Origin of the sequence: Kineococcus vitellinus, from assembly GCF_009906315.1 — a bacterium.
Taxonomy (GTDB): Bacteria; Actinomycetota; Actinomycetes; order Actinomycetales; family Kineococcaceae; genus Kineococcus; species Kineococcus vitellinus.
On sequence record NZ_JAAALL010000246.1, the window covers coordinates 1 to 6,682 of the forward strand.

Annotated in this window: 4 protein-coding genes; 1 reads left to right on the forward strand and 3 read right to left on the reverse strand. The window is 73.0% G+C overall.

Annotation, left to right across the window (positions count from 1 at the left end; translation table 11 throughout):
- The 3 genes from nirB to GTQ99_RS17840 all read right to left on the reverse strand — a co-directional run.
- Positions 1-2,523, reverse strand: a 2,523-nt coding sequence (nirB, locus tag GTQ99_RS17830) for a nitrite reductase large subunit NirB (RefSeq protein WP_166617071.1), incomplete at its 3' end; no start/stop codon positions are given.
- 5 nt (positions 2,524-2,528) lie between these two features.
- Positions 2,529-2,876, reverse strand: coding sequence for a molybdopterin oxidoreductase (locus tag GTQ99_RS17835; protein ID WP_166617072.1), 348 nt, complete (start codon positions 2,874-2,876; stop codon positions 2,529-2,531).
- 25 nt (positions 2,877-2,901) lie between these two features.
- A complete protein-coding gene (locus GTQ99_RS17840; protein WP_166617073.1) occupies positions 2,902-4,293 on the reverse strand; it encodes an MFS transporter in 1,392 nt (463 codons plus the stop codon).
- 216 nt (positions 4,294-4,509) lie between these two features.
- Between GTQ99_RS17840 and GTQ99_RS17845 the strand changes: the two genes are divergently transcribed.
- Positions 4,510-6,682: molybdopterin-dependent oxidoreductase (locus GTQ99_RS17845; RefSeq protein WP_166617074.1), on the forward strand; the 2,173-nt coding region annotated here is incomplete at its 3' end.

Below are 6,682 nucleotides of genomic sequence, written 5' to 3' on the forward strand. Positions count from 1 at the left end.
GGGCACCAGGGGCAGGTCCACCAGCGGCAGCGCGGGGCGGAACTGCCCCGGCGTCACCGGCTGCTCGCCCTCCTGCCAGGGGTCGCGGTAGTTGTCGACGGTGGCCTGCATGCGCTCGTCGAGCCCGGCCACCAGGCCGTCGGAGTCCTCCACGAGGACGTTGCGGACCCGCTCGAGGCCCAGCCGCGGCACGAACTCGTAGGTGCGCTCCAGCCAGTTGCCCCACTCGCGGTAGAACTGGATGAAGCGGCCGGTGAGCGCGACGACCTCCTCGGGGGAGTCGACCGTGGCCAGCAGGTCCCCCTTGCGGACCGAGGCCCCGGCGGCGCCGCCGACGTAGACCTCCCACCTGCCGCCGCCGATCGCGACGACGCCGACGTCCTTGACGTAGGCCTCCGCGCAGTTGCGCGGGCAGCCGACGACGCCGAGCTTGAGCTTGGCGGGGGTCTCGATGCCCTGGAAGCGGGTCTCGATGTCGATGCCCAGCTTCGTGGAGTCGCCGAGGCCGAAGCGGCAGAAGTCGGTGCCCACGCACGTCTTCACGGTGCGGAAGCTCTTGCCGTAGGCGTAGCCGGAGGGCATGCCCAGGTCCTTCCACACCTTCGGCAGGTCCTCCTTGCGGATCCCCAGCAGGTCCAGGCGCTGCCCGCCGGTCACCTTGATCATGCCGACGTCGTACTTGTCGGCGACGTCGGCGATCGTGCGCAGCTGCTCGGGGGTGGTGACCCCGCCCTTCATCTGCGGGACGACGGAGAAGGTGCCGTCGCGCTGGATGTTCGCGTGCACCCGGTCGTTGATGAACCGGCCGTCGCGCTCGTCCTGCTCCAGCCCCTCCGGCCACATCATCCGCAGCAGCGAGGTGAGGCCCATCTTCGACTTCGCGTCCTCCTCGCCGCCGGGCGCCAGCTCCCGGAACACCGCGGACACCGACTTCAGCCGCCGCTCGCGGATCGCGGCCATGAGCTCCGGCTTGGCCATCGGGACGCCGGGGACGTACCAGTTCGCGGACTCGTCGACGGTCAGCTCACCGCCGGCGGCCCACTGGGTGATCTGCTCCACGAGCGTCGTGCACGAGCCGCAGCCCTTGCCCGCCCGGGTCTTGGCCATGACCGCGCCCAGGGACGTGCAGCCGCCGGCGACGGCGCCGGTAATCTGCCCCTTGGTGACGCCGTTGCAGTTGCAGACCTGGACGTCGTCGGACAGCTCGGCGACGGAGGTCTCCTCGCCGGGGGTGCCGAGGTCGAACAGCAGCGCCATCCGCTCCTCGGGCAGCGGCAGCCCCTGGTCGAAGGCCTGGGTGAGGAAGGCGGTCTTGCGCACGTCGCCGAGCAGGGTGGCGCCGACGAGGCGGCCCGCGCGCACGACGACGTTGAGGTAGACGCCGCGGTGGGGCTCGGAGAACACCACGAACTCGTCGTCGTCGCGCTCGGGGCCGGGCAGGCCCATCGCGACGACGTCGACACCGGCGACCTTGAGCTTGGTGGAGGTGCGCGAGCCGTGGTACTCCGCCTCCGGCCGGGTCCCGGTGAGGTGGTCGGCGAGGACGCCCGCCTGCTCCCACAGCGGGGCGACGAGGCCGTACGTCTGGCCGCGGTGCTGCACGCACTCGCCGATCGCGTAGACGCCGTCGGCGACGCCCTCCTCGCCCTCCTCCCCGGCGCTGCACTGCATCCGGTCGTCGACGACGATGCCGCGCTGGACCTCCAGGCCCGAGCGCAGCGCGACGTCGGTGTTCGGCCGGATGCCGGCGGCGACGACGACGAAGTCGGCGTCCAGGACGCCGCCGTCGGGCAGCTCCACCCCGCTGACCCGGTCGGTGCCCCGCAACCCCCGCGTGCGCACCCCCGTGTGCACGCGGATGCCCAGCTCCTCGATCTTGCGGCGCAGCACCCGGCCGGCCTCCGGGCCCAGCTGCTGGTTCATCAGGTGCTGCGGGGAGTGCACCAGGTCCACCTGCAGGCCGTGGGTCACCAGCCCGTGCGCGGCCTCCAGCCCCAGCAGGCCGCCGCCGATGACGACGGCGCGGCGGTGGGTGCGCGCCGCCGCCAGCAGCGCCCGGGCGTCGTCGAGGGTGCGGAAGCCGAAGACCCCCTCCAGCATCGATCCGTCCGGGCGGGTCATGCCCTCCATGGCGGGGAAGAAGGGCGTCGAGCCGGTCGCGATGAGCAGCACGTCGTACGGCGTCCGCCCGCCCTCGGCGTCGTGGACGACCTTGGCGAAGCGGTCGATGCGCTCGACGCGGACGCCGGCGCGCAGCGCGATGCCGTTCTCGGCGTACCAGGGCAGGGAGTTGAGGAAGATGCCCTCCTCGTCCTCCTCGCCGGAGAGCACGTGCGAGAGCATGATGCGGTTGTAGTTGCCGTAGGGCTCGTCGCCGAAGACGGTGACGTCGAACTGCTCGCGCCCACCGCGCTCCAGCAGCTCCTCGACGGCGCGGACGCCGGCCATGCCGTTGCCGACGACGACCAGGCGACGCCGGGCGGTGCGCTGGTGCGGCAGGACCGCGGTGCTCGTGAGGGTCACGGCGCTCACACCTCCACGAGGCCGAGGTCGACGACGAGCGTGCCGCTCAGGCCGTCCGGCGCGGCCACCCGCAGCTCCAGGACGGAGGGCGCCTCGACGTCCTCCACGATGCGCAGCGGCACGTGGGTGGCGCCCCGGGCGGCGACGGGGAACCAGCGCACGGGCACGCCGTCGCGCAGCAGCACGACGCTGACCATCTCGCCGGTGGAGTTCCCGGCGCGGAAGTAGACGGCCTGGGTGCGCACCCCGTCGGGGACGGTGTAGGAGGGCAGGCCCTCCAGGGCCACGAACTTCTCCAGCCCGGCGCCGGTGAAGGCGAAGGCGCCCTGCAGGAAGCGGGGGGTCGAGCTCACGGTGTTCCTCCGGTCCTCGAGGGTCTCAGATGTCCGCGCCGGCGAAGCGGCGTTCGCGGCCGACCTTGTAGACGGCGACGGTGACGGCCACGCAGACCGCGTAGAAGGCGATGAAACCGATCAGCGCGGGGCGCAGCGAGCCGGTCGAGGTGATCGAGGCGGCGAACACCCGCGGGATGATGAACCCGCCGTAGGCGCCGATGCCCGCCGCGATGCCGATGCAGGCGGCGGCCTGCCGCTTGGCCAGCAGCAGCGCCGCGGCGTCACCGCGGTCGACGGTGGAGCGGAAGATGGCCGGGATCATCCGGTAGACGGAGCCGTTGCCCATGCCGGTGGCGACGAACAGCAGCAGGAAGCTGAGGAAGAACAGCGCGAAGCTGCGCGTGCCGAGACCGGCGATCACCCCGACCGCGCCGAGCGACATGACGGCGTAGGCCGCGATGCTGACGTTCGCGCCGGACAGCCTGTCGGAGAGCCGGCCGCCGTAGGGGCGGGCGAGCGAGCCGACGAGGGCGCCGAGGAAGGCCAGCGTCAGCGGCACCTGGGCCAGCCCGATGAACCCCCAGTCGAAGGCGACGTCGGGGAACTGCGTCTTGATGAGGGTGGGGAAGACGCCGGCGTAGCCGATGAAGGAGCCGAAGGTGCCGATGTAGAGGAAGGAGATGATCCAGGTGTGCTTGTTGCGCATCGCCGCCGCGTAGCCGGCGAAGTCCGCCCTGGCGCTGGAGAGGTTGTCCATCCAGCGCCAGGCGAGCACGGCGGCCAGCACCGCGAGCGGCACGACGACCAGCCCGGCGCGCTCGAGCGCCAGGCCGCCGCCGATGACGACGATGACCGGCACGACCAGCTGCACGACCGCGACGCCGAGGTTGCCGCCGGCGGCGTTGAGGCCGAGCGCGGCGCCCTTCTCCCGCTCGGGGAAGAAGAAGGAGATGTTCGCCATGCTGCTGGCGAAGTTGCCGCCGCCGACGCCGGCGGTCGCGGCGACCAGCACCATGAGCCAGAACGGGGTGTCCGGGTTCTGCACGACGACCGCGAGCCCGACGCACGGGACGATCAGCAGCAGCGCCGACACGATGGTCCAGTTGCGCCCGCCGAAGCGCGGCACGGCGAAGGTGTAGGGGAAGCGCAGCGTCGCCCCGACGAGGTTGGGCACGGCGATGAGCCAGAACTGCTGGTCCGCGGTGAGCGAGAAGCCGGCGGTGTTCAGCGAGGGGGTGACGATGGTCCACAGCTGCCAGACCGAGAAGCCCAGGAACTCCGCGAAGATCGACAGCCACAGGTTGCGGCGGGCCGCCGGCCGCCCCGTGGACTCCCACTGCGCGCGGTCCTCCGGGTCGTAGTCGTCGACCCAGCGCCCCGGCCGCGGGGCGGGGATCGTTCCGGTCGGGGCAGCGCGCTCGCTGGTGACGGCCATGTGGTCGCTCCTCGGGGGCGGACGACGTCGGGGGGTGACCCGGGTGGGCACCGGACGCCGACGACGCTAGGCCGGGCGCGTTACAGCCGGTCGCGCCCGCCGTTGCACTCCTGTGACGTCGTCCTCACGGTGCGCGGCCGGGGCTGTGAGGAGGACGCCCCCCGGGCGCAACACGGGCGAAACGACCGTGCAACCGCGGGCCCGTCTACTGTGCCCGTGACGTCTGAAGCCCAGGGCACCACCCGCGTGCGCAGCGCCTGCTCCTACTGCGGCGTCGGCTGCGGCGTCGTGCTGGACGTCGCCGTGGACCCGCGGACCGGCCGCCGGCGCGTGGTCAAGGTCACCGGCGACAAGCAGCACCCGGCCAACGCGGGGCGGCTGTGCACCAAGGGCGCCACCAGCGCGGACATGGCGAGCGCACCCGGCCGGCTGGAGACGGCGCTGGTGCGCGAGGAGCGGGGCGAGGCACCGCGCCCGCTGCCGGTCGCCGAGGCCGTCGAGCGGGTCGCCGCCCGTTTCCGCCGGGTCGTCGACGAGCACGGCCCGGACGCCGTGGCGCTCTACGTCTCGGGCCAGATGTCGCTGGAGGCGCAGTACCTGGCCACCAAGCTCGGCAAGGGCTTCCTGCGCACCAGCCGGGTGGAGTCCAACTCGCGGCTGTGCATGGCCAGCGCCGGGACGGGCTACAAGCAGTCCCTGGGCTCGGACGGGCCGCCCGGCTCCTACGACGACCTGGACTCCGCCGACCTCTTCCTCGTCATCGGCTCCAACACCGCCGACTGCCACCCGATCCTCTTCCTGCGGATGATGGACCGGGTGCGCGCGGGCGCGAAGCTGATCGTCGTCGACCCCCGCCGCACCGCCACCGCGGAGGCGGCCGACCTCTTCCTGCAGGTGCGCCCGGGCACCGACCTGGCCCTGCTCAACGGCCTGCTGCACCTGCTGGCCGGGCGCGGCGCCCTCGACGAGGAGTTCATCGCCACCTGCACCGAGGGCTGGGAGGCGATGGCGCCGCTGCTGGCCGACTCCCCGCCGCAGCGGGTCAGCGAGATCACCGGCATCCCCGAGGCCGACCTGCACCGGGCCGCCGACCTCATCGCCGGGGCGGTGGAGTGGACCAGCCTGTGGACGATGGGGCTCAACCAGAGCACCCGCGGGACCTGGAACACCAACGCGCTGGTCAACCTGCACCTGGCGACCGGGGCGATCTGCCGCCCCGGCAGCGGGCCGTTCTCGCTGACGGGGCAGCCGAACGCCATGGGCGGTCGGGAGATGGGGTACATGGGCCCGGGCCTGCCCGGGCAGCGCTCGGCCCTCGACCCCGACGACCGCGCGTTCACCGAGCGGGCCTGGGGCCTGGCCCCCGGCACCCTGCGCGCCGAGGGCGGCGCCGGGACCGTCGACCTGTTCCAGCGCATGGCGGCCGGCGAGGTCAAGGCCTGCTGGATCATCTGCACCAACCCCGTGGCCTCCGTCGCCAACCGCCGCACCGTCGTGGAGGGCCTGGAGCGCTGCGAGTTCGTCGTCACCCAGGACGCCTTCGCCGACACCGAGACCAACGCCTACGCCGACGTGGTGCTGCCGGCGACGCTGTGGGCCGAGTCCGACCAGGTCGCGGTGAACTCCGAGCGCACCCTCACCCTGCTGCCGCAGGCCGCCGACCCGGCCGGCGAGGCGACGCCGGACTGGTCGCTCATCGCGCAGGTCGCCCGGGCGATGGGCTTCTCCGAGGGGTTCGAGCACACCAGCGCCGCGGAGGTCTTCGAGGAGATCCGCGGCTTCGCCAACCCGCGCACCGGCTACGACCTGCGCGGGGTGGACCACGAGCGGCTGCGCACCTCGCCGGTGCAGTGGCCCGCCCCGCCCGGGGACGACGCCGTGCGGCACCCGATCCGCTACCTCAACGACGGCGTCGGGCGCGAGGTCGTCGTCCACCCCGACGGGACCCGTCCCCGGGCGGTGTTCGCGACCCCCTCCGGGCGCGCGGTCTTCCACCCCCGCCCCCACCTGCCGCCAGCGGAGCTGCCCGACGACGAGCACCCCTTCGTCCTCAACACCGGCCGCGTGCAGCACCAGTGGCACACCCTCACCAAGACGGGCAAGGTCGCCAAGCTCAACGCGCTGAACCCCGGGCCGTTCCTGGAGGTGAACCCGCAGGACGCGCAGGCGCTGGGGATCGCCGAGGGCGACCGCGTCGAGGTCGTCTCCCGGCGCGGTCGGGCGGTGCTGCCGGCCGTCGTCACCGACCGCGTGCAGCCGGGCTCCTGCTTCGCCCCCTTCCACTGGAACGACGCCTTCGGGGAGTACCTGGCCGTCAACGCCGTCACGAACGACGCCGTCGACCCCGACAGCTTCCAGCCGGAGTTCAAGGTCTGCGCGGTGCGGCTGG